This is a genomic window from Sphingobacterium sp. WOUb80 (genome assembly GCF_050058145.1).
In the GTDB taxonomy this organism is placed as follows: domain Bacteria; phylum Bacteroidota; class Bacteroidia; order Sphingobacteriales; family Sphingobacteriaceae; genus Sphingobacterium.
Map to the genome: position 1 here is coordinate 4,147,364 of NZ_CP165617.1, position 23,617 is coordinate 4,170,980.

23 protein-coding genes are annotated in these 23,617 nt (G+C 37.5%); 19 read left to right on the top strand and 4 right to left on the bottom strand.

Annotation, left to right across the window (positions count from 1 at the left end; genetic code table 11):
• Position 1 precedes the first annotated feature (1 nt).
• Entirely contained in the window at positions 2-364 is a 363-nt protein-coding gene (locus tag AB1Z56_RS17420) for a BlaI/MecI/CopY family transcriptional regulator (protein ID WP_075994224.1), read from the bottom strand.
• Positions 365-695: 331 nt separating this feature from the next.
• Between AB1Z56_RS17420 and AB1Z56_RS17425 the strand changes: the two genes are divergently transcribed.
• The 14 genes from AB1Z56_RS17425 (at position 696) to AB1Z56_RS17490 (ending at position 15,620) form a co-directional block, all read left to right on the top strand.
• Positions 696-2,066 carry a hypothetical protein gene (locus AB1Z56_RS17425; RefSeq protein ID WP_426789748.1) on the top strand — a complete coding sequence of 457 codons (1,371 nt, stop codon included), beginning with the start codon at positions 696-698 and terminating at the stop codon, positions 2,064-2,066.
• 5 nt (positions 2,067-2,071) lie between these two features.
• Positions 2,072-3,079, top strand: a complete 1,008-nt coding sequence (locus tag AB1Z56_RS17430) for an SPFH domain-containing protein (protein ID WP_309365964.1) — start codon at positions 2,072-2,074, stop codon at positions 3,077-3,079.
• An 81-nt stretch (positions 3,080-3,160) separates the two neighbouring features.
• Positions 3,161-3,406, top strand: coding sequence for a hypothetical protein (locus tag AB1Z56_RS17435; protein ID WP_293902138.1), 246 nt, complete (start codon positions 3,161-3,163; stop codon positions 3,404-3,406).
• Positions 3,407-3,596: 190 nt separating this feature from the next.
• Positions 3,597-4,883 (top strand): citrate synthase, encoded by a 1,287-nt coding sequence (locus AB1Z56_RS17440; RefSeq protein ID WP_075994228.1) that lies wholly within the window; start codon positions 3,597-3,599, stop codon positions 4,881-4,883.
• 248 nt (positions 4,884-5,131) lie between these two features.
• Complete coding sequence (gene nuoH / locus AB1Z56_RS17445; RefSeq protein WP_426789749.1) at positions 5,132-6,205, top strand: NADH-quinone oxidoreductase subunit NuoH; 1,074 nt, start codon at positions 5,132-5,134, stop codon at positions 6,203-6,205.
• A 3-nt stretch (positions 6,206-6,208) separates the two neighbouring features.
• Positions 6,209-6,772: a NuoI/complex I 23 kDa subunit family protein gene (locus AB1Z56_RS17450; protein WP_046672765.1), complete on the top strand. Its 564-nt coding sequence runs from the start codon at positions 6,209-6,211 to the stop codon at positions 6,770-6,772.
• Between the two features lie 3 nt (positions 6,773-6,775).
• A complete protein-coding gene (locus AB1Z56_RS17455; protein WP_309365960.1) occupies positions 6,776-7,318 on the top strand; it encodes an NADH-quinone oxidoreductase subunit J family protein in 543 nt (180 codons plus the stop codon).
• Complete coding sequence (nuoK, locus tag AB1Z56_RS17460) at positions 7,315-7,623, top strand: NADH-quinone oxidoreductase subunit NuoK (RefSeq protein WP_075994232.1); 309 nt, start codon at positions 7,315-7,317, stop codon at positions 7,621-7,623. Before AB1Z56_RS17455 ends, nuoK begins: the two co-directional genes overlap by 4 nt.
• 3 nt (positions 7,624-7,626) lie before the next feature.
• Positions 7,627-9,681, top strand: a complete 2,055-nt coding sequence (locus tag AB1Z56_RS17465; protein ID WP_426789750.1) for an NADH-quinone oxidoreductase subunit L — start codon at positions 7,627-7,629, stop codon at positions 9,679-9,681.
• Positions 9,682-9,684: 3 nt separating this feature from the next.
• On the top strand, positions 9,685-11,286 hold the full coding sequence (locus AB1Z56_RS17470; RefSeq protein ID WP_309365957.1) for a complex I subunit 4 family protein: 1,602 nt from the start codon (positions 9,685-9,687) through the stop codon (positions 11,284-11,286).
• A gap of 6 nt (positions 11,287-11,292) precedes the next feature.
• Positions 11,293-12,771, top strand: a complete 1,479-nt coding sequence (locus AB1Z56_RS17475; RefSeq protein WP_426789751.1) for an NADH-quinone oxidoreductase subunit N — start codon at positions 11,293-11,295, stop codon at positions 12,769-12,771.
• A 108-nt stretch (positions 12,772-12,879) separates the two neighbouring features.
• Positions 12,880-13,485 (top strand): DUF4254 domain-containing protein, encoded by a 606-nt coding sequence (locus AB1Z56_RS17480; protein ID WP_313269250.1) that lies wholly within the window; start codon positions 12,880-12,882, stop codon positions 13,483-13,485.
• A 3-nt stretch (positions 13,486-13,488) separates the two neighbouring features.
• A complete protein-coding gene (locus AB1Z56_RS17485) occupies positions 13,489-14,514 on the top strand; it encodes a glycosyltransferase family 9 protein (protein WP_313269247.1) in 1,026 nt (341 codons plus the stop codon).
• Complete coding sequence (locus AB1Z56_RS17490) at positions 14,511-15,620, top strand: glycosyltransferase family 4 protein (RefSeq protein ID WP_426789752.1); 1,110 nt, start codon at positions 14,511-14,513, stop codon at positions 15,618-15,620. Before AB1Z56_RS17485 ends, AB1Z56_RS17490 begins: the two co-directional genes overlap by 4 nt.
• On the opposite strand, the gene AB1Z56_RS17495 is transcribed toward AB1Z56_RS17490, so the two are convergent.
• Both AB1Z56_RS17495 and AB1Z56_RS17500 read right to left on the bottom strand, forming a co-directional pair.
• Positions 15,615-16,574, bottom strand: coding sequence for a glycosyl transferase family 90 (locus AB1Z56_RS17495; RefSeq protein WP_426789753.1), 960 nt, complete (start codon positions 16,572-16,574; stop codon positions 15,615-15,617). The genes AB1Z56_RS17490 and AB1Z56_RS17495 overlap by 6 nt on opposite strands.
• 31 nt (positions 16,575-16,605) lie before the next feature.
• Entirely contained in the window at positions 16,606-17,271 is a 666-nt protein-coding gene (locus AB1Z56_RS17500; RefSeq protein WP_426789754.1) for a glycosyltransferase family 32 protein, read from the bottom strand.
• A 357-nt stretch (positions 17,272-17,628) separates the two neighbouring features.
• Between AB1Z56_RS17500 and AB1Z56_RS17505 the strand changes: the two genes are divergently transcribed.
• The 5 genes from AB1Z56_RS17505 to AB1Z56_RS17525 all read left to right on the top strand — a co-directional run bounded on the left by AB1Z56_RS17505 (position 17,629) and on the right by AB1Z56_RS17525 (position 22,288).
• Complete coding sequence (locus AB1Z56_RS17505) at positions 17,629-18,384, top strand: glycosyltransferase family 2 protein (protein ID WP_309365943.1); 756 nt, start codon at positions 17,629-17,631, stop codon at positions 18,382-18,384.
• Positions 18,381-19,397, top strand: a complete 1,017-nt coding sequence (locus AB1Z56_RS17510; protein WP_426789755.1) for a hypothetical protein — start codon at positions 18,381-18,383, stop codon at positions 19,395-19,397. Before AB1Z56_RS17505 ends, AB1Z56_RS17510 begins: the two co-directional genes overlap by 4 nt.
• On the top strand, positions 19,366-20,322 hold the full coding sequence (locus AB1Z56_RS17515) for a hypothetical protein (RefSeq protein WP_426789756.1): 957 nt from the start codon (positions 19,366-19,368) through the stop codon (positions 20,320-20,322). The genes AB1Z56_RS17510 and AB1Z56_RS17515 overlap by 32 nt, the downstream gene beginning before the upstream one ends.
• Positions 20,322-21,380, top strand: a complete 1,059-nt coding sequence (locus AB1Z56_RS17520) for a glycosyltransferase (protein ID WP_426789757.1) — start codon at positions 20,322-20,324, stop codon at positions 21,378-21,380. The genes AB1Z56_RS17515 and AB1Z56_RS17520 overlap by 1 nt, the downstream gene beginning before the upstream one ends.
• Positions 21,381-21,484: 104 nt before the next feature.
• Positions 21,485-22,288 carry a hypothetical protein gene (locus AB1Z56_RS17525; RefSeq protein WP_426789758.1) on the top strand — a complete coding sequence of 268 codons (804 nt, stop codon included), beginning with the start codon at positions 21,485-21,487 and terminating at the stop codon, positions 22,286-22,288.
• Between the two features lie 2 nt (positions 22,289-22,290).
• Here the strand turns inward: AB1Z56_RS17525 and AB1Z56_RS17530 are convergent, their stop codons facing one another.
• Positions 22,291-23,292, bottom strand: a complete 1,002-nt coding sequence (locus tag AB1Z56_RS17530; RefSeq protein ID WP_426789759.1) for a hypothetical protein — start codon at positions 23,290-23,292, stop codon at positions 22,291-22,293.
• Positions 23,293-23,617: the final 325 nt, after the last annotated feature.

The window sequence follows — 23,617 nt, forward strand, 5'->3', positions numbered from 1 at the left end:
ATTAAGATTTATTATGCTTAATCATGTCCATGATCTCCTTTAACTCATCGGCGGTCAGTTTTTCTTCCTGTACAAAAAAGGAAACCATCTCCTTATAGGAATTTTTGAAATAATCGCCCACAAAGGAGTTCATAAACTTAGCCTTATAATCCTCCTCACTCACCATTGGCTCATAGCGCTTGGCATTGGCATAGCGTACTGCTTTCACAAAATCCTTGCGTTCTAAATTCTTCACTGTAGAAGCCAAAGTTGTATAGGGCATCTTCTCGCCTTTTACATTATCCAAGATCTCTTTTATAAAACCTCCATTTAGGCTCCAAATAGATTGCATTGCCTGCTCTTCCTGTGCTGTTAATTTTTCCATGTCTTTATCTTCCTTTTTCTAATCTTTCACTAATCTACGAATAATTCGTAAATACAAAAAATATTTTTCCCTGTTTTATAAATCCATGCTAAATAGCAGTACCTCCAACGCTTAAAAAAAGAAATGGCTCATTTCTTGCGTATTTAAACTCAAATCCGACGAATATAAGTTAGCTGGCAGAAAATTTGTGATACGTTTATTTTAATACTAAATTCATTCATCAATCGTTCATCAATTGAAAAAACAGGCGTTTTCACTGTGCAAAATTGAGAGCAATCAGTCGGACCTTCTGCGCTAAATGCATGGTTCAAAACAAATACAAAAAAGATAAATGGCTAAAAATATCAAAGCGATCAAATGTCCGCATTGCGGAAGCATAAAAATCACTACATTACGTCCCGATTATTACAAATGTGATAGCTGCGGAACAGAATTTTTTCTGGATAGCGATGACATCAATATCAACCACAACTATAACTACCCACGTAATAACCAAGATCAATATAAAGCCATTCGAATCGTATTATTTGCGATAGTAGGTTTTGTTGCACTTATGTTCGTCATCGGTGGTTTAAGCGCTATCTTTTCTAAAAAGCCGGAACCGAATTATTCAACTTACAGCTCCTCCAACACACCAGAAAAAAAAGAAGAAGCCGAACCATTGGAATGGAATTATGCGAGCAACATGTTATTTCTGGGCAAAGATAATGCGCCGCATGTCGTTGTCGTCGGTAACGTTGGGACGTTCAGGAATCGAATGGACGAAGGCAAGGACAACAAAGTTTATATTGGACTCTTCGACCCCAAAACCGGTAAAAAAGAATGGGTAAAGACGTTGATGGAAACTCCTGTCGAACTGTCGAGCAGCGATGTCAAACTTCAGGTATTTGAAGATCAGAATCTTTATATTATCGTCAAATCCAAATACATTTATCAGCTTGACAGAAATACACTCACTTATAAAAGTGTACTGGAGAACTATGTAAAAGATGCGCCGTCTTTAAGCACAGGCATCGCGAAAGTTGAATTTAAATACGAAGACTATGGTTCTGCCTATCAAATTATCAACAATGAAGGGCAAAATTTAGCTTACTATCCCTTAATCAACAAATCTATTCCCGATAAGCAGCTATATGACGAAAGAAGGAAAAAACTGCCCAATCCAACGACAAAAACGGAATTCACCTTTTCAAGTAAATCCAGTTACTATCCAGAGGAAAAAATTCAGTTAATCCAGTACAGCTACCAATACCAATATGGATTTCCCAAAGATAGCCCGCGCTTTTCTTGGGATAAGGACTATGGCGGATCAGGTATTTTCACCGACCGTGACCCCTACAAAAAGGTGCTGATCAATCCATGGCAATTTAAAGGAGCCCGTCTGATTAGTTTCAAAGACTTTACACCGGGAAGGCTCTATTTTCAGCCCGTGGTGGTCGCACAAAACGACAAAACGCTCCTCATTGCGTATAAACCGACACCTGCTGAAGACGACCCCTTACAGATACAGCTGCTGGATATAACAACAGGTGCCATACAAAAAACGATCAGCACAGACCTGAAGTCTATTTATGGAAATGGGTGCCTATTAAAGGATGGTTTTATCGTAAAAGACGGGAGCAGCTATTATTATTTTGATAATAATGGCAAACAAATCAACAAGTTTGAAGGGTATAACCCTAAATTCGACACACTAAATTAAACACTATGGGACTATTTAATCTTTTTAACAACCAGCTTTCTGAGGTCATCGAGTGGAAAAACCAGGATCCTCGATTACTATGGTATAAATTTCCATCGGAGAAGAATGAGATCAAAAATTCCAGCAAGCTGATTCTCGCTCCAGGCCAGGGCTGCATCCTTGTCTACGAAGGAAAAGGTGAAAACCTCCTGACCGAGGCCGGTACATACAACCTAAAAACGGATAACCATCCATTTTTCACCACTTTAGCGCGCTTGCGGCAAAATTTTGAATCCGAACATAAACTTTACATCTACTTTTTTCGCACGGCCGCTATCGTTAATCAGTCCTGGGGTACAGGATCTCCGATTAAATACATCGACCCGCACTATAACTTACCCATAGAAATCGGCTTGAATGGAACATTCTCCTACCTGATCAAAGAACCCGTGCATTTCTACAAAAACATTGTGGCTAACCAAAATACGGTCAGCACAGCTGTCATTCAAGACATCATCAATAATCGGATTCCCCAACAAATTATTGCGCAGATTGCACAAAAGAAACTAGGTTATAATGAGATTGACAGTCAACTGGGACTGCTATCCAACGACATCAAGACCGCTGTTGAACAAGACTTTAAAGACCTTGGTCTCGACATCACGGATTTCAAAATTTTAGGGACTCAATTTGATGCTAATACACAACGAAGAATTGGAGAAATAGCAGATTTAAGCACACAGACACAAGCGGCACAACAGGCAGGCTTAAGCTATGTTGAATTGGAAAAATTACGGGCACTACGCGATGCGGCTAAAAATGAAGGGGGAATCGCCGGTGTAGGTGCACAACTGGGAGTCGGCATGGAACTCGGAAAGCAATTTGACCTTCAAAAAGAGGAGATCAAAGATCATATTCAGCAAGAGGGCGACTTTGTCGAGAAACTCCAGAAGCTGCAGCTGCTGCTCCGTGAGAATATCATTACCCAAGAAGAATTCGATACATTAAAAAAACAGATTCTCAACAAAATATAATGTATTAAGGGATATTCATCGGACGATTCGACTCAATTATACTGTGGCGAATCCATTCATAACAAATAAATTAATTCAGGTATGAAATACATATTCGGCATATTATTCACACTGGTGATACTTTTCGTGGCCACCTATTTCCTTTTGGGGCTCTGGGGCATTCAACTATTAGATGCAGAAAATTTCAGCAAAATATTGTGGACCACAGGAATTCTGACACTGACTTCCATTATTCTGGTTTGTTTTGTCATCATACCCTTTTTCGGATCAGGTAAACAGGGCAACTATGAAGACAAAGGAAAGGTTGCACAAAGAAAAATCGATTGATATTTTTGCAGAATAAGATAATGTTAAATTTGAATAAATTATTTGCTTATTTAAGTAAATAATTAGTGAATATTATCCAAAATGACGCAATCATGTCATTTTAATTCTAAAAGAACTTTCAATTTTAAATATCAAATAGTTAAATTTGTGAGATTAGCATAACAAATCAGATATAAGATAATATATAAACATGTCAGATAAAGCATCTATAAATTTAGACGGCACTTCGTATGACCTTCCGGTCATTGTCGGTACTGAAAATGAAAAAGCAGTTGATATTTCCAAATTAAGAGATCTAAGCGGATTTATTACGTTAGACCCAGGATACAAAAATACAGGTGCAACGAAAAGTGCGATTACTTTCCTTGACGGTGAAAAAGGCATATTGAGATATAGAGGATATCCAATTGAGCAGTTGGCAGAGAAATCAACTTTCCTGGAAGTTGCTTATTTGTTGATTTATGGAGAGCTTCCGAAAAAAGAAGTATTGGAAAAATTCAGAGCTGACATCAAGAAGCAAATGATGATCCACGAAGATATGAAAAATTTCTTCGCTGGATTCCCGTCCAAATCTCACCCAATGGGTCAGCTTTCTTGCTTAGTAGGCGCATTGTCGGCATTTTATCCAGAATCTTTAAATCCAAACTTAACAGACGAAGAAGAAGATCAAACGATCATCAACCTTTTGGCAAAAATGCCAACAATCGTTTCTTGGATTCAAAAGAAATCATTAGGTCACCCTGTTGTTTATCCAAAAAATAATCTTGGCTACATTGACAACTTCCTAAACATGCTGTTTGGAGAAGTGAATGATGAAAAAACATTTGATCCTGTTGTCATTGACGCCATGCACAAATTGTTGATTTTACATGCTGATCATGAGCAAAACTGTTCGACATCTACGGTTCGTATCGTTGGTTCATCCAATGCAAACCTTTATGCATCTGTTGCATCAGGTATCAATGCATTATGGGGTCCATTGCATGGCGGTGCAAACCAAGCCGTAATCGAGATGCTTGAAGCCATTAAAAATGATGGTGGTGATGCTGAAAAATATCTTGCTAAGGCAAAAGACAAAAACGATCCTTTCCGTTTAATGGGATTCGGTCACCGTGTTTACAAAAACTTCGACCCTCGTGCTAAAATCATCAAAAAAGCATGTGATGATATCTTGGAAAAATTAGGTGTTCAAGATCCTGTATTGGATATCGCGAAGAAATTAGAAGAAGCGGCATTGAATGACCAATACTTCATCGACAGAAAACTTTATCCAAATGTTGATTTCTATTCAGGTATCATCTACCGTGCGTTAGGTTTCAAAGCAGATATGTTTACCGTATTATTTGCTTTAGGCCGTCTACCGGGATGGATTGCACAATGGAAAGAAATGCGTGAAAACAAAGAGCCTATCGGTCGTCCAAGACAAGTATATGTTGGCCACACTGAACGCGATTACGTTGAATTTTCAAATCGTTAATCCGATTTTGATTTATATCCTAAAAAAGCATCCTTCGGGGTGCTTTTTTATTTTCATACCATTTATATTGTTCCTTCCAATTGATCCAAAATCGTCCATCCGACCAATATAGCCTTGCTATGCGTTACGTTATTGTCACGATAATCTACTTGTTAAGTATATTTTAATTTTTCCTTATCTAAATTCCCTGTTTTTCGTTAAGTTTGCGTATTCATTGGTCGCTTATTAAAAATCATTATAAATAAGACTTGTTAGATACAATACTACATATCTTGGTTCCCATTGCTATTTTCACCTTTATAGCAGCCTTCACCTTGTTTGCAGTATACGCCGAACGAAAGATTGCCGGATTCGTACAAGATCGCCTAGGACCAATGGAAACAGGAAAGTATGGCAGTCTCCAAACGATCGCCGACATTCTTAAACTGCTCCAAAAAGAATTAATTACCCCCTCATCAGCCGATAAAATCCTCTTTAGGATTGCTCCTATCATTATTTTCGTTGCTGTATTTACAGGTTTTGCTGTTATTCCCTGGGCCAAAGATTTTATCCCGGCGAATACACATACGGGCTTGTTCTTTATTATGGCCATCATCTCCATTGACGCCTTAGGCATTTTAATGGCAGGCTGGGGATCTAACAACAAATATTCTTTATTGGGTTCCATGCGTGCCATAGCACAAATGGTATCCTATGAAATACCGGTAGGCCTTTCCCTGATTGCTGTAGTGATGCTTACCCAAACCCTAAACTTGAATGAAATCGCCATTGGCCAAGGTATTTTAACCAATGGAAGCATTAAGTTCCTAGGCATTTGGGAGGTCAATGAAATTGGCGGTCTCTTCGCTTGGAACATTTTTCAGGCCCCACATTTGATTATTACCTACATTATATTCTTTATTGCAACTCTCGCCGAGTGTAATCGTGCTCCTTTTGATATTCCGGAAGCCGAATCTGAGTTGGTGGGTGGTTTCCATACAGAATATGGGGGGATACAATTTGCCTTTATCTTTTTGGCGGAGTATGCCATGATGTTTTTGGTCTCCATGTTGGGTGTCGTTCTCTTTTTGGGGGGCTGGAACACACCGTTACCCAATATTGGCACGATAAGGCTGGCTGATTGGACCACGGGCTTAGCTTGGGGAATATTTTGGACCTTAGCCAAATCATTATTTATTGTCGGTATCCAAATGTGGATTCGATGGACATTACCGCGGTTACGTGCAGACCAGCTGATGAGTTTATGCTGGAAAGTATTGACACCGCTGGCTTTTCTTTGTATGGCCATTTCTGCAATTTGGCGAATTTTAGTTATAGCATAGGATATGATATTTAAAACGGCTTCGCATGCATTTCGCACGGCAATCAAAGGTTTATCTTTGACTGTTAAACACTTGTTTGGTGCCCGACGTTCGCGAACGGAATTAAATATCAAGAAAGACAATTACTTTGATCAACAGGAGGGTATTGTCACGGTTCAATATCCGCGTGAAAAAATGCCTATTCCCGAGGTTGCCCGCTATCAGCTGCAAGTCGATATCGAGGACTGTATTGTCTGTGATCTATGTGCAAAGGCTTGTCCCGTCGACTGCATCGAAATCGAAGCAATCAAATCACCGGAAGCGATTGGTAAAACTTCAGATGGTAGCGTTAAAAGACTATATCCGGCTAAATTCAATATTGATATGGCCAAATGTATGTATTGTGGATTATGTACGGTCGTATGTCCGACGGAATGTATTACCATGACCAACGAATATGACCGCAGTTCGCAAAAACTGACTGACCTTATCTATGGATTTTCAGATATGACCGATAGTGAGGTCGCACAGCGCAAAGCAGAATGGACCAAGTTTCAAGCTGAAAAGGAGGCAGCAAAGCAAAAATAAAAGATGGAAAGTATTTTATTCTACGCCTTTGCTACCCTAGCAATCGGTTCAGCACTTTTACTTGTCAATCTTAAAAATATTGCACGTGCCTTGTTCCTGTTTTTTATTGTGCTATTTGCCATGGCAGGACTTTACTTATTTGCTTTGGCCGATTTTGTGGCCATCACACAAATAATGGTGTATGTCGGAGGCGTGCTCATCTTGATGTTATTTGCCTTTATGCTTTCCAACAAAGAACTCTTGAAAGATCTCCAAGATAGCAGCGGTTCATTCTTAAGCATGCCCAAATGGCAAACTATTCCAGTAGTGCTAGGCTTCCTGTTATTAATGCTATATGGCATTATTGAATGGCAACAAGCCCCGCCTACATGGATTTTACAAGCTAGAGAAAATAATACCGAGATTGTCGCAACAGATAATAATATCCATCAAATCGGATTGCGTTTTATGACTTTTTATGTATTGCCATTTGAAATTATATCCGTGTTTTTGATGATGGCTTTGATAGGAGCATCACATTTATCCAGAAAGGAGCGCACGACATGATTACACTAACCCATTTTTTGGTGGTAAGTGCTTGTATCTTTTGTATTGGACTCTATACGGTTCTTTCCAAGAAAAATGCAATTATGATTTTGGTCGGTATTGAGTTGATGATCAATGCCGCGATCCTGAACTTTGTGGCCTTTGGAAAATACGATAAATTGAGTTATGGTGGACAAATTTTCGCATTATTTGCCATCGTTCTTGCAGCGGCCGCAGTCGCTGTTGGATTGGCTATCGTATTAAATGTTTATAGACATTACAAAACCATTAATCCGGATGAGATAAACCAATTAAAAGACAAGTAAACATTGGATCAATTTGTTCACATATCACCCCTTCTGACCGCGCTACTTACCTTGGTGGCACCATTAGTGGCATTCCTATATCAAGCAATAGTAGGCAAACGCGACCAGTCTGGCCTAGTTTCTCTCATGGCTATCACCCTCAGCTTTATCGCTGGTGGGTTTACTTGGTTCTCCATATGGAATAATCCCGCGGTATCAATTCAAGTAAATTGGTTCACCATTGGTGAAACAACATTCAAAGTTGGTATCCTGCTGAACAATTTGAGTACTTTGATGCTCTTTTTGGTACCTACTGTTGCCCTGCCCGTACATATATACTCCAGAGCCTATATGCATGGCGATGCGGGTATCCACCGCTATTGGATGTATCTCAGCCTTTTCTGTTTTGCCATGCTGGGATTGGTCATTATGGACAGTCTTTTACTAATGTACGTTTTTTGGGAATTGGTCGGTTTTGCATCGTATCTCCTCATCGGCTTCTGGTTCACACGTGAAACAGCTGTACAAGCTAATAAAAAAGCATTTTTGGTCAATCGCATCGGCGACCTCGGTTTTCTAATTGGGCTTGCGATCCTATTTACGCAATTCAAGACACTCAATTTAATCGATTTATTTGGTGAAAATGGCTTAATCTATCAATCCACGATCACGGATGGACTTTGGACATCTCCAGTCAATAGCTTACCTCAGATCTGGCTAACCATTGCTGGACTTGCCTTCTTCTTGGCAGCTATGGCTAAATCTGCACAATTTCCATTACATGTGTGGCTTCCTGACGCCATGGAAGGACCAACATCGGTATCCTCTTTGATTCACGCTGCGACCATGGTTGCTGCAGGTGTATTTCTTTTGGCTACTGTATTTCCCTTATTTAATGAGTCGGCGTTACTATTTATAGCCATTATAGGTACAATCACTGCTGCATCGGCGGCATACTTTGCGCTTGGCCAATACGACATCAAACGTATTCTTGCATTTTCCACCATATCGCAGTTAGGTTTTATGATGGTTGGAATTGGCATTGGAACATGGGATGCTGCCTTATTCCATCTGACTACACATGCCTTCTTTAAGTGTCTATTGTTTCTTTCTGCAGGAGCTGTCATCCATGAAATGGCGCATCTTAAGGCACATAGCCATCTAGACTTCGATCCACAGGATCTACGGAATATGGGTGGATTACGTCAATATATGCCAAAGACCTTCGTGCTGATGAGTATCGCTTCGCTGGCACTTGCAGGCTTCCCGTTGACTTCAGGTTATCTATCCAAAGATAGTATCGTTATCTCTTCCTTTGAATGGGCTATTTCAAAAGGTAACTTATACCTTATCATCCCCGCGATTTTAATTCTGGTAAGTATATTAACGGCTTTCTACATTGGTCGTTTGCTCTTTAAAGCATTTTTTGGAGAGTTCAGACTGTTGACACAGCTGCAGGGCAAACTACATGATCATCCGCTACATGAAGCACCAAAGACCATGTTGATCCCCATGTTTACGTTGGGTCTCTTCTGTCTATTTCCGGTATTCTCTTTCAATCCGTTTTCTTATCATGATTCCTGGTTGATGGATAGCCTTTTATTGGACGAATATGCTTTTGCGCCAAGCCATAGTGCGCACCTTATCATTCCTGCCATATTACTATTAGGTTCGGGTATTGGCTGGATCATCGGCTGGAAATGGTATGTCCAAAATAAATACCCTTTGAACCCCGATAGCCAGGCATTAAAAGCCGCTTTCAACCAGGGGTATATCAATGAATTTTACCAAGCAGTCTTTGTGAATGGCACATTAAAATTAGCGCAGTTCTGTTATTGGTTTGACCGTCATATCGTTGACGCTTTCGTTTCTTTGATTCAGTTTATCGTCTTATCCCTCTCTCAGCTAAGTGTGTGGATAGACAAATATATTGTAGACGGTTTTGTCAATACGGTTGCTTCTGTCGCCTATTGGACGGGCAATCAAGTCCGCTTGGTCCAAAACGGAAAGCTACAGACTACGTTGTACTCCGTCTTTTTATTAGTTTTACTTGGTTTAATTTATCTTATATTCTTTTAGGAAATGCCTATTCTATCCTTATTGATATTTTTACCGCTATTGGCTACGGCGCTCATTCTCGCCTTACCAACACGCTATAAATCGAGTTACAAATATGTTGCTTTAGCATTCACAGCAATACAATTTGTACTGGCCGGAATATGTTATGCACAATTTGATGCAAGCAAAACAGGAGTCCAAGATCTGGCGGGCTATCAATTTGTTGAACAGCTTTCCTGGATCCGGTTAGATTTAGGATCAATAGGTAAATTAGAAATCGATTATCTTATCGGTATTGATGGAATCTCCATGCCCCTCTTGCTATTGAGTGCCTTCGTTATGCTGATGGCTATCGGTGCATCCTGGAATATACAGAAAAGCCCTAAAGGATACTTTGCCCTGCTCATGGTGCTCAATATGGCCGTCATGGGGATTTTCTGTGCACTGGATTTCTTCCTGTTCTATTTGTTTTACGAAGTCATGTTACTGCCACTATACTTCTTGATCGGTATTTGGGGTGGTGCAAGACGCGAATATGCAGCCATAAAATTCTTTTTATATACCCTATTTGGGTCTGTATTTATGTTGTTGATCATTGTAGGCTTGTATTTTTCAGTTATCAACCCGGTGACTGGTGCACATACCTTCAATATGATCTATATGATGAATCCACAGAATTATCTTGAGGGTTCTATTTTCGGTTGGGAAGGTTACCAGGAGATTTTGGGCATTTCGGCCCGATTGGTTGGTTTCATTGTGCTTTTCTTTGCTTTTGCCATTAAGGTACCCATTGTCCCTCTACATACCTGGCTACCGGATGCCCACGTCGAGGCGCCAACTCCGGTATCTATTATCTTAGCAGGTATCCTTTTGAAAATCGGTGGTTACGGTATCATCCGCATCTGTTATAGCATCTTTCCCGACATGGCAGCCTTATCTAACTGGTGGCTTGGATTAATTGGAGTTGTCTCTATTATTTATGGCGCATTAAATGCCTTATCACAAAAAGATCTGAAACGGATGATTGCTTATTCATCGGTTTCACATATGGGTTTTGTGTTGCTTGGTATTGCATCGCTGACAGCAGAAGGTATTTCTGGAGCGATGTTTCAGATGATTTCCCATGGATTTTTATCCGCTGCACTCTTCTTCCTGGTCGGCGTGGTCTATGATCGTGTACATGACAGGAACATCTATAGTTTCCGTGGCTTGGCGCAAATTATGCCAAAATATACAGGCTACGTCGCTGTTGCATTTTTTGCTTCTTTGGGACTACCAGGCTTTTCAGCCTTTATTGGCGAAGCTTTTGTCATTATCGGCTCATTCAATGCCGAAAGTGTAGGTACAGGATTACCACGCTGGATGGCCTTGGCAGGTTCAATAGGTATTCTATTAAGTGCTGCCTACCTCCTCTGGACTCTTCAACGGATGTTCTTTGGACAAGTCCGTTTGAAAGGTGGAGAGTCCTGGAGCAATGCCCTAACGGATGTGAATTCACGAGAACAGCTGATCCTGTTTCCGACCTTAGCACTCGCTTTATTACTCGGTATTATGCCAGCATTAGTATTTAACAATCTAAATGCCAGCGTCCTGAATCTCGTGAGCTTTATTCAACAATTTATTTAATTCAGCATGCTTGCATTCAGTCCATATATCAGTTCATTCCTCGATCAGATTATCGTCAGTATCCCCTATTTTAAGCCCGAACTGACATTGATCGTCACTTTTATTGGTACTATCCTCGCTAGTCTTTTTATTGACAAACACTGGAAGCATACATCTTTTACCATTACCCTCATCGGACTGTTGCTGAGCGGCTGCTATCTAGTGGGACAGGGAATTAGTCAGGTAGAAATAGCGGGCTTCTTTGATATGATCCATATTGATGCATTTGCTATAGCTGCTCGATTGATTATCCTGCTGTCAACAATCCTCATCGCTGTTTTCATTCAACAACGTCATCAAGAACGACCTTTAGGAGATCTTTACGCCGTATTGCTTACGGCAACCCTAGGCTTAAATCTGTTGACGATGTCGAGCAATTGGCTGATGATCTTTATCGCCGTGGAAACCGTTTCGATCAGCTCTTATATTATGGTCGGTTATTTTTCGACCACTAAAGTTCAATCGGAAGCCGCTTTAAAATATGTACTCTTCGGATCGATCTGTGCTGCCGTTATGCTTTATGGATTGTCTTTACTATACGGTTTCACGGGAAACTTGAATTTTGATGCCCCTAGCCACATCGCTGGTTTGATGGAAGCACCACAGATCATGATCAGTATAGCTTTACTCTTTTTGCTGACAGGTATTGGTTTTAAACTGAGCTTCTTTCCTTTTCATGTGTGGAGTCCCGATGTTTACCAAGGAGCCCCAACAGTGATTACGACCTATCTTGCCACTGTACCGAAAATTGCAGTTGTCGTCCTGTTATCCAAAATACTCTCCGCATGGCTTAACGTTTCCTTTTATTTCAGCGATTTCCTAACGTATGTCATTATTGCGATCGCCATTGCAACCATGCTGATCGGTAACTTAGCGGCCTTACGTCAACAGGATGCCAAAAGGATGATGGCCTATTCTTCTATTGGACATACTGGTATATTACTGATGGCTGTATTGGTTTATCAAAATAATGAATCAAATGTTTTATTATTTTATCTTTCCATTTATGCCTTGATGAATATCGCAGTATTTATCTTTATTGACACCTTGGAAGCAAGTCTGGGCAATACATGGATTGAATCCTATCGAGGATTAGGAAAACAATTCCCACTACTGTTCACATCATTTTCAATCGTTTTAATAGCCTTGATTGGTCTTCCTCCGACGGCCGGTTTTGTCGGAAAGCTTTTGGTCTTTTCCAAAGTGTTTGAACAATACCAAAACTTCCAATCTTTCAGTTTATTGGTATTGCTAATTGTCGGAGCGCTCACATCGGTTATCTCGTTGTTTTACTATTTTAAGATTCCCTTGAACGCCTTTCTAAAGGACAGAACGGCATCTCCAGCGGTTAAATTCAATGCCGTACTTTTGTGTATTGGAATCCTATGTACCGTAGCAGTCTTGATCTTGGGTATCTTTCCCAATTTATTACTTTCGGCATTTTAGAAAACAGGGATTTTTTTTCATTTTAAACAAGGTTATCGTTCCATTCACTGGCTTAATGTCTCAGCCGAATAGTAAGAATAACTCCATAATATATTTTATATTTGTACCATGATTAGTGCAATAGCAAATCCAATTTTTCAACGTGCTATCCAGGATTACCACGTATACGACCAGATTGATCATCCAATCCAAAATCCGTATGACAAACAATCCCTAGAACATCTCCTCTATTTAAAATGCTGGATTGACACCGTACAATGGCATATGGAAGATGTTGTGCGTAATCCCGCTATTGAACCCCAAGAAGGTTTATATTGGAAAAGACGGATTGACGAATCCAATCAGTACCGTACCGATACAGTGGAGTATATTGACAGTTATTTCCTACAAAAATTTCAAGATATACAAGCTCGTCCAACAGCAACAATCAATACAGAAAGTCCAGCTTGGGCAATTGATAGACTCTCTATTTTAGCGTTAAAAATCTACCATATGGAGCAGGAAACATTACGTACAGACGCTTCTGAAGCCCATATCAATGCTTGTCAGGAAAAACTGAATATTTTATTGGAACAGCGGAAGGATTTATCACAAAGTATTGACGATTTGATGGACGCCATCGCTTCTGGCGATAAATACATGAAAGTCTATAAACAGATGAAAATGTATAATGATCCATCATTGAACCCAGTATTATATTCATCAGGAAAATAAACGATGCCCTTACCGCAACGGATCATAGTTACACGATTTTCAGCTATGGGCGATGTTGCCATGGTTGCTTCGGTCTTGAAAGAATTCTGCATGCAGTATCCCTCTGTAGAAATCATTATGGTCAGCAGGCAATTTTTTGCCCCGTTTTTTGAAGGCATAAAAAACATACGCTTTCACGCGATTGAACCCAAAACAACGCATCAAGGTTTTTGGGGGTTGGTTAGACTAAAAAAGGAACTGGCCAGATATGGTGCAGACGCTGTCGCTGATTTACATTTCAATTTACGTTCACGTATAGTTGATCTCTTATTTTCCCTATCGGGCGTAAAAGTCAAGCAGCTTGATAAGGGACGTGCGGAGAAGAATGCGCTAACCCGGGAGAACAACAAAATTAAAGTTCCTTTGAAGTTAACAGTAGAGCGTTATGCAGATGTATTTCGCGCATTAGGCTTTAAATTTGAGCTCAGCAATAAATTGGTTCCTAATTTGCAGGACGTTCCCAAAGCGGCTTTTAGTATGTTTGGTAACTTCGATCGAAAGAAAATCGGCATTGCCCCCTTTGCACAGCATCGTTATAAGATTTTTCCACAGGTAAAAATGGAAAAAGTAATAGATGCTTTGACGCACAATGGCTATGACGTACTGTTATTTGGCGGTGGTGAAGAAGAATTTCAGATTGCCCAAAACTGGACCGAGCGATTTCCCAACACCTATAATACAATAGGCAAATTTTCGTTAAGGGAAGAGCTCGATTTGATCTCTAATCTAGCTCTCATGATCAGTATGGACTCTTCGGGGCTCCATATGGCGTCTCTCATGGGCGTGCGGTGCCTTTCTTTGTGGGGAGCAACGCATCCTTATGCTGGATTCACTGGTTACGGGCAACAGCTAACGGATTGTATCCAAGTAGAACACCCCAATCGACCGAGTTCAGTCTACGGTAACAAAGCCTGTAATTGTGATGGCATAGAAGCAATTGATTTAATTACACCGGAAATGGTGATCGAAAAAATAAATGGAGTAAGATGAGGATTGGATTCGATGCAAAACGCTATTTCTTAAACAAGACCGGTCTAGGGAATTATAGCCGGGACCTCATTCGCATACTCGAAAAGTACGCTCCCGAAAATGAGTACCTAAAATATACACCAAAAATTGGCGATCAATATATTAATCAGTCTGCAACGCAAGACAATATCCGCTTGCCTCAGGGTTTTATCAATAGCACCTGGCCCAATCTCTGGCGCAACCAGCGTATCGTTCATGATTTAAAAAAAGATAAGATTGATATTTTCCATGGACTGTCAGGTGAAATTCCCTTAGGATTAGCAAAGGCACACATTAAATCCATCGTTACCATTCACGATTTAATTTTTTTAAGACATCCTGAACTTTATCATCCAATTGACCGTTGGATTTATAAAAAGAAATTCAGACATGCCTGTGAGGCGTCCGATCGTATCGTTGCCATAAGCGAATGTACTAAAAATGACATTGTCGACCTATTTCATATCGCTGAAGAAAAAATAGATGTTGTTTACCAAGGATGCCATGAAGCATTCAAGACCCTCAAAACTGAAGAGCAGAAGGCGGAACTTAGAAACAAGCTAAAATTACCAAAGGAATTCTTATTAAATGTTGGAACAATTGAACCCAGAAAGAATATCCTACCAACAGTAAAAGCGATCAAAGACATCGATATTCCCCTTGTTATTGTAGGAAAGCCGACACGCTATCATCAGGAGATCATGGACTATATCCGACAAAATAATATGGAGAACAGGATCTTCTTTTTCCAGGGCCTAGCTATGGAAGAATTGGCAGTTCTATATGCTTCGGCAACGATTTTTATCTACCCCTCAATTTACGAAGGCTTTGGCATTCCTATTATAGAAGCGCTCTACTCAGGTACCCCTGTGATTACAAGTAAAATGGGCGTATTTCCAGAAGCAGGAGGTCCGGCATCTTGTTATATTGATCCTAAGGATGTATCGCAGATACAGCGTGCTATAACAACGCTACTTGCAGATTCTGCCAAGCGGTATGAAATGATCGAAAAAGGGCTTGAATTTGTGCAGAAGTTTAATGATGACCAGGTTGCCAAACAAATGGCTTCCATTTACGCTAAATTATAAATTGACCGATTGGCCCGTTGAAATAAAATACTTCTGTAGTACCCTTAGCGATATTAGATCTTCAAGCTTCTTATTCTTAAACTGGGCAACGTATTCATGCGCATTTTTCACAATACATTTAGCGGCGTCTTCATGGTTAATAAAATAATTTAATTTCTCTTCCAAGTCCGAATAGTCTTCTTTAATACATATAAAATGATGGTCAGGGATCAGGCTACCCTCCATAAACCAAGTTTCATATTTGGGCATTGGCATGACAGCAATCGAATTAGACGACATAATCCATTTCAGATTTGTCGCCACATCGTTTCCTTCCAAGGCAAGAATAAATTTATAAGACAAGTGTCCAGTGATCGATAGATAATCTGGATCTGAAGACTTAAACGCTCTTTTTAAATCACATAATGGATGTTTGTGGTATTTCTGAAAGAAAAGTTCCCGATGGACCTGTGCAAACTCACTCCTGCCAACAAGCGCATTTTTTTTCTTCTGAAAAGCAACATGGTCGGTAATAAAGTTAAAGTGCCTGCTCTTATCCAAGTTTAACAATACCGAGTTGGCATTATCACCTGCAATTGGCCTACTTTTCACCAGCGCAGGTTTATCCGGAATATCAATAATATCTCCAGGGAGAATTTGAAATTTCAATTGTTGATCAAAATAATCAAGATATTCTTTACTATCAAAATAATAAACACGAATCTTCTCGGGCATTTTATAATCTTTGATTTGAATCGCTTGATCTGACAAAGGCTGCTGTGGCGATAATTTATTATAATAGTTTATCCGAAATCGGACCCATTCAGACTCTTCTGTTTGGTTTTTGTTCAATAGTACCGATGCTTTCTTCCGTAAGAGTAGCTTCGGCCTCAACTGCCGTCCAAATACACTCAGATAATAAAAGAATTTAACATTCTTATTCTTTAAAAAGATCTTTTTGAAATTCAAATTCATAGCATATATAAGAAATAAGAGCTGTCTAGATCTAATCATCCTTAGGTTTGACCACAGGCACACGAAGCTGCATTTTTTTCCAATGCAGTGAGCGATCTCCGTAAATCAGAATCTTACTGAGTTTATACTTAAATTTCAGGAGCCCTTGATAATCGTCTGTTATCCGGCGATAGGAAACCTGAGGATCTTCTTTTAAGACCAAATTTATAGCTTCTGTATATACAGTTGGTCCCGTCATCTGATGGACGTCATGGGGGTATCTGTTTTCCTCGATATTCCGTACAATTAATTCGATCGTCCTTCTCAGGAACGGGTGTCCTTTATCGTAGATCAATGCCCATTGCGCATAAAGACTTCTATTCTTTTCATGGGTAATAACAGCAGTATCATCAGGCCTAATAACACGATCCAACACACCGATAATATCGCTATCCAAATCTAAATAAATACCGCCATAAACATATAAAACCGCATACCTAAAAAAATCCGCTTTAGCGGCTCCGATCTGTAAACGGGCAAAGGCCTTATACGTACGTTGGTCAAAATTTTCCCTGATAAGTGTATCAATTTGAGCATCATCAAAGAACTTCCTACTATAGCCTTTATTTCGCTTCAGAAATCGCCAAATATAAAACTTCGTCAACAAGGGTATCTTATTGGTTTTAAAAGTCTGATAGATAACTTTTGGAATAGCCACTTGGAATAAAAATTAAATTATGGTAATAAATAGCGTATACAGTGTTGTAAAAATAGATTCAAAACTATAAAACATGCAAAAATAACGATATATCCCTTACAAATATGTATTTTCTTGTATTTAGTTAATCACATATTGTTCTAGAGAACAATAAATATTCGCTTCACAAACATTTCATTTTTTTTATATTTTATTACAAAAAATATGTAATATATTTGTCACAAAGCAATAAAGCCCACTATAGTGATCTACATTGTGAAAACATTAAATGTCATTTTTTCAATTAAATTGTAACGAATTAGCGAACTTTCACGTTACAATAAAGTATGGTCCAATTTTTCAATTATATCGTATACCTTGAGTCAAAAAATAAGCGCTTTAATCATTACATACAATGAAGAGGATAATATAGCAGAAGTCCTCAAAAGCATGGAGTTTGCAGATGAGATCATTGTTGTGGATTCATTCAGTACCGATCGAACAGTTGAATTAGCTGGTCTGCACCCCAAAGTGAAAATTTATCAAAACAAGTTTGAGGACTTCACCAAGCAGCGCAATTTGGCCTTGACTTATGCGAATAACGATTGGGTACTTTTTTTGGATGCCGATGAGCGTTTGACTTCGGCTTGCCAAACGGAGATATTATCGACAATAAACGATCCGCAAGCAAAAGATGCTTATTATATGTATCGGCTATTTTTCTTTTGTGGCGAACGCATTAATTTTTCGGGAACACAAAACGATAAGAACTTCCGTTTGTTCAAAAAAAGTAAAGCAACATACGACACGAAAAAGAAAGTGCATGAGACATTGCTTGTCAATGGCACAATTGGTAGCTTAAAAAACAAGATATGGCACTATTCCTTTGCAGACTATGCGAGTTATAAGGAAAAAATGATCCATTATGGTCAGCTTAAAGGTAAAGAGCTATACGCCAAAAATAAACGGTATTCGCTCTTAAGTCACCTAGCCAAAGTATCCTTTAAATTTTTTAAGGCATACTTTTTGAAACTAGGAATATTAGATGGGCGACGAGGATACCAACTTTGCTACTTACAGAGTCTCAGTGTACATGAAACTTTTAAGTCATTGAAAAGAGAAGGAAAAAAATGAAGATTTGCATTATAAGCTTTGATTACTGGAACTACGACCACCATATTGTAAAGAAATTACAAGAAAAGGGTATTGATGCATCACATATCAATATGGGTGCATATAAATACAAAAATTTTGGTGAACGGGCCTCTAATGCAATAAGCAAAATTTTTCTGAATAAAAACATCAAACATGTGAAACGTCAGGAGTACGTAATAAATACCCTGAAAGAACTAGGCCCTCAAGACCAAATACTCGTCCTAAATCCCCATACATTAGATTATGGGACTATTAAACAGATCAAATCTTATACTCCTTATTTAATCTCTTATCTCTATGACAACCTCGATCGTTTTCCTGTAGAAGAAAAATTGGAATTGTTTGATAAGATTTACTCTTTTGAAGACAAGGACGTAGAAAAATATGGTTTTGAGAAGATAACAAACTACAATTATCTTTCTGAACAACCAATTCCGGCTGAGGAAATTGAAAACGACTTATTCTATATTACTTCCTATGACAAACGGCGCATCAAGCTTTTGCGTAAACTCGCGGCTCGTCTTTCCGCTCTCCAAGTACGCAGTAAGATTATTGTGGTCGGAAAACAGATATGGAAAGAGAAACTAAAGCAATTATCTTCTAGCAGACTACTTGGTAAGTATATTCAACTAAGAAAAACCCCGATATATATAGATGAAGTATTAGCCGAATATAAGAAAAACAAAGTAATTTTGGATCTTATGCGAGATGGCCAAGAAGGATTAAGCTTTCGTATTTTTGAAGCGATGGCTTTTGAGAAAAAACTCATCACTGACAACCCTAGTATTCTGAACTATGATTTTTACGATCCTCAAAATATTCTATATATCGATAACGATCTAGAAATTCTAAACGAATCTTTTTTTCACACTCCATACAAAAGAATTTCCACCGAATTATTTAGAAAATACACTTTAGATAATTGGCTTGACAACGTATTTGGTCTTGAACAAATCTTAAATGAAAAAAAAATTACTCTTTATAGCTCCTAATTATTACGGATTTAATGAAGTTGTCTATCAAGGATTACAATCCTATAGCGATTATGAAGTAATTGAAATAGACTCAACAAAACCCTATAAGTATAAAAATATTGGTGAAAGAATATTCAATTTTTTCCTAAAAACTTTTAAAGGACATAATCTAAAAAAAATAAAAACTGAATTATATATCCGGCAGACCATTGAAAGATCCGAAGAATATGATTTGCTCCTTGTAAATCGACCAGATATGTTGACAGAACAGGCATTAGAGACTGCTATTGCTAAGTCAAAAAAAAGCAAGGCAATTCTGTGGGACAGTATCAAGAAAATTCCACAATCAAATGAATTTCTTGCTAAATTTGACAATATATTAAGCTTCGACCCAGATGACTGTTATAATTATGGATTTACCCCTATCACTAATTTTTACTTTAAGGAAGCTCAAAATTGGGAGATAAAATTTGACGTCGCCCTATTGATAACATATGACAATAGAATTCATGATGCTATCAAACTATTTCAATACTTCAACAGCCAAGGGATAAAAGCAAAAGCACGAATTTTTGTCTATAAAAAAGATCAAATCAAAGAAAAACTTCCGGAAAATATGGAAATAATTGAGCAAATTATCCCTTTTAAAAAATCCTGTGAATATTATTTCGACAGCAAGGTCATTTTAGATCTATCACATCCGCATCAAAAGGGACTTTCTTTTCGCCCTTTTGAGGCGCTAGGATTAAAAAAGAAACTGATTACAACAGCTGAAAATGTAAAATCTCTAGAATTTTACAATACGACAAATATACTATATCTTCAAGATATCAATAAGATTGAGCTCCCTGAGGAATTTCTAAAAGATGAGTACCTTAATCCGAGTTTACAAATAACAAAAAGATACTCTTTAGAAAATTGGGTAGAAAGCGTTACATCATAATGAAAAAAGATTTTATCATTTATTTCATCTGTCCGACAAATAAATATGCTACTGGTGGTGTAAAGCAGATGTATAGACAAGTAGATATATTAAATAACGCTGGAATTAACGCTAAAATTCTACATAAATGGTATGGGAATAAAGAGAAATGGTTAGAAAATAATCCTCCAATTTCCTATAATCCATATATCTTTAAGCAAATAAAATACATTGCTAAGTCGAAAACCATCAATATCTTCAGAAGAATAACTTTATTTCTGCTGAAGTTGGTCAGCAAAAGATTAGAAAGTAATTCAATATTGGTGTTTCCAGAATTTTATGGCTTAAATGCACATAAAATTACACCAAATTTATCGCGGGTAATATTTAATCAAAACTGCTATTATACATTTGACCATTCAACTAACTTTGAATTACAGAAAAACACATATACTGACGATAAGACTCTGGCAGTAATCACAGTATCTGAAGACTCCCAAAGTTACCTGAAATATGTCTTTCCTGAGATCTCAATTCATAAGTTAAGGTTAGGAATAAACAATGAACTTTTCTTTTATTCTCCAGACAAGAAAAGACAAATATGTTTTATGCCTAGAAAGTTGTCTCACGATATCTCACAAGTCATCAAAATACTCCAACTTAAAGGGATCGACGATTCCTGGAGGTTAATCCCTATTGAAAATAAATCAGAAAAAGAAGTAGCACGGATTATGCGTGAAAGTGCAATTTTTTTAAGTTTCAATCATCGGGAAGGGTTTGGTCTACCACCCGCCGAAGCAATGGCCTGTGGCTGTATTGTTGTGGGATATAAAGGCAGAGGAGGCGCGGAATATTTTAACCCAGAATTTTCATATTCGATAGAGGAAGGAGACATAATAGGATATGTCAATAAAATTATTTATATAGTAGGTTTATTTGAGACAAACCCAGATCTAGTAACACGTCAAAGAAAACAAGCTTCAGATTTTATCTTGACAAATTATAGTATAGCCAATGAAAGAGAGGACGTAACAGATGCATGGAAAAATACCTTAAAAAAACATAATTCGTCTTTTTAATCTTACATCAAAATTATACAGTAAAAAGAAAAACACGCATACTTTATAATATTTGAAAAAACTATTTTTAGTAAATTTGGCATTCACCACAATGAATTTGGCTAATGAAAAAACAATTAAAACGGATATATCATTTTTTACAGTACGTATCTTTAATTTATTTCGATAAAAAAGTAAAAAAGCAAAGAAAAGATGCTAGCAGCATTCCTATAATAATTATCAATTATAACCAATTGGAAAATTTAAAAAATTTGGTTTCATTTCTTCTTGCTAAGAATATTAAAAATATAATAATTATTGACAATAAATCAACATATCAGCCTCTTTTAGCGTATTATAGTCAAATCAAAGATAAGGTAAAAATAGAAATGATGTCTGAAAATTTGGGACACATGGTATTTTTTGAAAACGAGGATCTACAAAATAAATATGGATACGGATATTATTGTATAACTGATGCGGATATTCTTCCAAACGAAAAATTGCCAGATAATTTTTTAGATATCATGATAAATGTCATGGATAAGTACCATGATAAAATACAAAAGGTCGGATTTGCCCTTGACTTAAAAACAATCCCTGAGTTTTATCCGTTTAAAGAGAAGGTGCTAAAATGGGAAAAACAATTCTGGCAAGAGAAATTAGGATCAAATATATACAAAGCAGGTATAGATACTACATTTGCTCTTTATAAACCAAAATATCCGAAAAAATTCAAAGTGAAACCAATGAAATTTTATGAAGGTATCCGCATTGCAGGAGATTTCACTTGTAAACATATGGGTTGGTATTTGGATCCTAAAAACCTTACAGAAGAGCAAAATGTTTACATGAGAACATCTTCGAGCTCAAGCTCTTGGAAATTTGACGAGGATGGAAATTTAGTAGCCTCCGAAGCAAATTATTAATCTCAATCAATATCTAATATTTGACTGATCCAAGAAGAGAAGCTATATTCCTTTTTAATGCTTGGATCAATGGCAACATATGGAGTTCCGAGGAAAGCAAGGATATCTATATAATTCATTGAAGAAGAGTCTAAGACATAGAAGTTATTGGGATGATAAAAATCATATTTAATGATATTTACATTGGTCGTAATCACTTTTTTTTCATATTTCAATCCTTCAAATATCCGAAAGGATAATCCGTTATGATCACCAATTAAAAAATCCACTACTACCTTTGTTTGCTCTATATGCCTCAAATAGTCTTCGAATGGAATAATTTCATTTAAACACTCTATCCCCCTCTCTTTATAAAGATTTGAATGCTCTAACTGGTTGGAAGGAAACACAATCTGAAATTTTACTGTTTGATAAATTTTAGTTAAAATATCAAACAAGTTTAACAAAGAAAGCTCCCGACTCTTATTATAAAAGCCTAAAAAATAGGTATCATAATTAATCGAATCAGTTGTTTGAACAAAGTCGAAATAAAAATTATGTAAAAGATAAGTCTGCAGTTCGTCATTTATGATAACATCGTCTTCATCGAATACATAAAATTTATCAAATAGTGGAATCATTTTAAAGATATCTGGATTCCGTCTTAACCCATCGTAATGATAGGACACCATATACCTAGATTTGTTTTTGGCCGCTAATAACACATTTTTGTGAAAAAAATCGGCTCTAAGAACCAAACAATAATCAAATAAATCAAAGGTATCAATTCTCTTTAAAAGCTGTTCAGCTGTATATTCGCGGGCAAGTTGTTGTTTATATTGATTGTTACCATCTATCAGTTTTTTTATCGTATTAATGACTCTCTGGAATATATTTTTATATTTAAATTTTATGGAGTCATGGAGGACAACTGTTACCTCAAAACCAATCTCTAACAAATTTCGTTCTATTAACAAATAGAGTTTATAATCATTTGGAACAAGCAGCAAAATTCTTTTCTTCATAAAATATATACATAATTCCCATATATACACACCAATAATATCCTATTCTTCGTCATTATCGAGTATACTATCATCTCTTCTGGTGAACTTCTCATCAACACAATAAAGATAAAAATAAGCTTTCAAACTCGTTGATAATTGAGTTTTTTTTGAAAATATTTTGTTCCTCATTTCAGGTCAAATTTCACAGAAAGCTTGATAATAGAATCAATAAAAAGACCTTCCAATATAGATATTTTGCATATTTTTACAAGAAAAGAAAATATTATACCATTCTGCCATAAGCTAGGGTTTTAAATATGGCATTGATTAAAATGTACCCAAC

What these genes read in the sequence shown, in the direction of transcription:
- AB1Z56_RS17430 (WP_309365964.1), top strand. Translation starts at nt 2,072, where the DNA reads ATGGGACTATTTAATCTTTTTAACAACCAGCTTTCTGAGGTCATCGAG.
- AB1Z56_RS17440 (WP_075994228.1), top strand. Translation starts at nt 3,597, where the DNA reads ATGTCAGATAAAGCATCTATAAATTTAGACGGCACTTCGTATGACCTT.
- AB1Z56_RS17475 (WP_426789751.1), top strand. Translation starts at nt 11,293, where the DNA reads ATGCTTGCATTCAGTCCATATATCAGTTCATTCCTCGATCAGATTATC.
- AB1Z56_RS17455 (WP_309365960.1), top strand. Translation starts at nt 6,776, where the DNA reads ATGGAAAGTATTTTATTCTACGCCTTTGCTACCCTAGCAATCGGTTCA.
- AB1Z56_RS17495 (WP_426789753.1), bottom strand. Translation starts at nt 16,574, where the DNA reads ATGAATTTGAATTTCAAAAAGATCTTTTTAAAGAATAAGAATGTTAAA.
- AB1Z56_RS17480 (WP_313269250.1), top strand. Translation starts at nt 12,880, where the DNA reads ATGATTAGTGCAATAGCAAATCCAATTTTTCAACGTGCTATCCAGGAT.
- AB1Z56_RS17485 (WP_313269247.1), top strand. Translation starts at nt 13,489, where the DNA reads ATGCCCTTACCGCAACGGATCATAGTTACACGATTTTCAGCTATGGGC.
- AB1Z56_RS17450 (WP_046672765.1), top strand. Translation starts at nt 6,209, where the DNA reads ATGATATTTAAAACGGCTTCGCATGCATTTCGCACGGCAATCAAAGGT.
- AB1Z56_RS17470 (WP_309365957.1), top strand. Translation starts at nt 9,685, where the DNA reads ATGCCTATTCTATCCTTATTGATATTTTTACCGCTATTGGCTACGGCG.
- AB1Z56_RS17530 (WP_426789759.1), bottom strand. Translation starts at nt 23,292, where the DNA reads ATGAAGAAAAGAATTTTGCTGCTTGTTCCAAATGATTATAAACTCTAT.
- AB1Z56_RS17435 (WP_293902138.1), top strand. Translation starts at nt 3,161, where the DNA reads ATGAAATACATATTCGGCATATTATTCACACTGGTGATACTTTTCGTG.
- nuoK (WP_075994232.1), top strand. Translation starts at nt 7,315, where the DNA reads ATGATTACACTAACCCATTTTTTGGTGGTAAGTGCTTGTATCTTTTGT.
- AB1Z56_RS17425 (WP_426789748.1), top strand. Translation starts at nt 696, where the DNA reads ATGGCTAAAAATATCAAAGCGATCAAATGTCCGCATTGCGGAAGCATA.
- AB1Z56_RS17520 (WP_426789757.1), top strand. Translation starts at nt 20,322, where the DNA reads ATGAAAAAAGATTTTATCATTTATTTCATCTGTCCGACAAATAAATAT.
- AB1Z56_RS17510 (WP_426789755.1), top strand. Translation starts at nt 18,381, where the DNA reads ATGAAGATTTGCATTATAAGCTTTGATTACTGGAACTACGACCACCAT.
- AB1Z56_RS17515 (WP_426789756.1), top strand. Translation starts at nt 19,366, where the DNA reads ATGAAAAAAAAATTACTCTTTATAGCTCCTAATTATTACGGATTTAAT.
- AB1Z56_RS17490 (WP_426789752.1), top strand. Translation starts at nt 14,511, where the DNA reads ATGAGGATTGGATTCGATGCAAAACGCTATTTCTTAAACAAGACCGGT.
- AB1Z56_RS17525 (WP_426789758.1), top strand. Translation starts at nt 21,485, where the DNA reads ATGAAAAAACAATTAAAACGGATATATCATTTTTTACAGTACGTATCT.
- AB1Z56_RS17420 (WP_075994224.1), bottom strand. Translation starts at nt 364, where the DNA reads ATGGAAAAATTAACAGCACAGGAAGAGCAGGCAATGCAATCTATTTGG.